The sequence below is a fragment of the Paucibacter sp. XJ19-41 genome (assembly GCF_028462495.1).
Lineage (GTDB): Bacteria > Pseudomonadota > Gammaproteobacteria > Burkholderiales > Burkholderiaceae_C > Roseateles_E.
In genome coordinates this window covers 1-2,370 of record NZ_JAQOWX010000239.1, presented here as the reverse complement: position 1 = coordinate 2,370, position 2,370 = coordinate 1, and the positions used below count along the sequence as shown (strand labels likewise).

The following is a 2,370-nucleotide window of genomic DNA, read 5'->3' as shown; positions in this document are numbered from 1 at the left end:
GACCCGGGCCCGCCGCCGCTGGCCGCCACCGAGCGCAGCGCCGGCCTGCTGCGCGAGGTGCTGCCGGGCATGGCGGCGATCGCGCCGACACATCTGCTGTCGAACGGGCGCTACAGCGTCTCGCTGCGCGCCAACGGCGCCGGCAGCAGCCACTGGGGTCGCCAGGGCATCAGCCGCTGGCGTGACGATGCGCTGCGCGATGCCTATGGCAGCTTCTTCTATCTGCGCCGCCGGCCAGGCGCCGCGCCGGTCTCGCTGAGCCAGCACCCGGCGCCCGACCCGGCCGCGCAGTACCAGGCGCTGTTCCATGCCGACCGGGTCAGCCTGTCGGCCGACTGGCCCGATCTGCAAAGCCAGATCACGGTCTGGGTCAGCCCCGAGGACGATATCGAGTTCCGCCAGGTCGAGCTGCGCAATACCGGCGACAAGCTGCTGGAGATCGAACTGATCTCGGCCTTCGAACCGAGCCTGGCCGAGGCGCGCGCCGACGAGGCGCACCCGGCCTTCGGCAATCTCTTCGTGCGTGCCGAATGGCGGCCGGCCCAGCAGGCGCTGTGCTTCGAGCGCAAGCCGCGTTTGGCCACCGAGCGCGGCCTGCATGCCGCGCATTTCCTGACCCATACCGAGCATGCGCTGCTGGGCCTCAGCGGGCAGACCGACCGCGCGCTGTGGCTGGGCCGCAGCCGCGCGGTCAACCGGCCGCTGGCCCAGCTGCGGCCGCTGCCGGCCAGCGGTGACACGCTGGCGCTGGAGACCGGGCTGGACCCGGTCTGCGCCTTGGGCGTGAGTCTGCGCATCGCGCCGCATGCCAAGGCGGTGCTGACCTTCGCGACCGCGGCCAGCGACGATGCCGGCGTCCTGCATGCGGTGATCGACAAATACCACCAGCAAAGCCATGTGCAGCGCGCCTCGCTGATGTCGGCCACCTTGGCCGGCATCCGGCTGCGCGCGCTGCGCATCAGCCCCGAGCATTTCGCGGCGGTGCAAAGCCTCAGCACCGCGCTGCTGCTGAGCCTGACCCGGCCGCTGGCCCTGCCGGGCGTGTGTGACCGGCGCCTGCTGTGGCGCTTCGGCATCTCGGGCGACCGGCCGCTGATACTGGTGACGGCCGGCGTGATGGCCGGTGTGGGCCTGCTGCGCACGCTGGCCCAGGCGCTGCGGCTGTGGGCCTGGGGCGGGCTGGCCTGCGATCTGGTGGTGGTCAATGCCGAACCGGTGTCCTACCAGATGGCCTTGCAGCGCGAGATCGCCGCGCTGCGCGAGCGCCATGGCAGCGAGGGCAGCCATGCCCATGTCAGCACCAGCGCCAGCACCGGCTTCCATCAGCTGCGCGCCGAGGAGCTGTCGGCCGACGAGCTCAGCACCCTGCAGCAGCTGGCCCGGGTGCGCCTGCACGCCGATGGACGGCCGCTGCTGCACCATCTGCAGGTCTGGACCACCCAGCATGAGCAGGCGCTGGCGGCCCGCCAGGAGGTCTCGGCCTCGGCCCTGGAAGTGGCCAGCGGCGGCCCGGCGCAGCCGGCGCGCGGCAGCTTCGCCCAGGGCGGCGAGGAGTTCCGCTTTGAGGTCGATGCCGCGATGCGGACACCGCGACCCTGGATCAATGTGCTGGCCAACCCCGAGTTCGGCTGCCAGGTCTCCGAAGGCGGCGGCGGCCACAGCTGGGCGCGCAACAGCCGCATGAACCAGCTGACCGCCTGGTCCAACGATCCGCTGGCCGACCCGCCGTCCGAGTGGTTCCTGCTGCAGGATCTGCGCAGCCTGGAGGTCTGGAGCACGGCAGCCGGCGCCTGGGGCGACCAGAGCGTGGCCTACCGCGTCGCCCATGGTCAGGGCTACACCCGCATCAGCCACCGGCGCGGCGATCTGGAGGTCAGTGCACACTGGTGCGTCGACCCGCAGCTGGCCGTCAAGCAGCTGCAGCTGCGCATCACCAACCGCGGCGCCCAGCGCCAGCAGCTGCGCCTGATCGGCATCGCCGAATGGATGATGGGCGCGCAGCGCAGCGACCGCGGCACGGTGCACACCGCGCTGCACAGCCAGCGCCTGCCCGACGGCCCGGACGGCGCCTGCAAGCTCAGCGCGCTGCTGGCCACCCAGCCCGAGCGCTCCGGCGGCCTGGGCGAGGGCACGGCCTTTCTGGCCCTCGCCGGCCCGGCCGATGCGCTACCCGACTGGAGCTGCGACCGGCGCGAATGCTTCGATGCGCGCGGCCGGCTGGTGCTGCCCGATCATTTCGGCCAGCGCAGCGGCGCCGGCCTCGACCCCTGCGCGGCGCTGGCCGTCACGCTGGACCTGCCACCCGGCCAGACCGAGCAGCGGACCTGGCTGCTCGGCTGGGCCGAGACACCGGACGCCGCACGCCAGCTG

1 pseudogene is annotated in these 2,370 nt (G+C 72.7%); it reads left to right on the top strand.

Annotated elements, in window-relative coordinates:
• Positions 1-2,370, top strand: a pseudogene (locus PO768_RS28515) (GH36-type glycosyl hydrolase domain-containing protein); the annotation flags it as partial.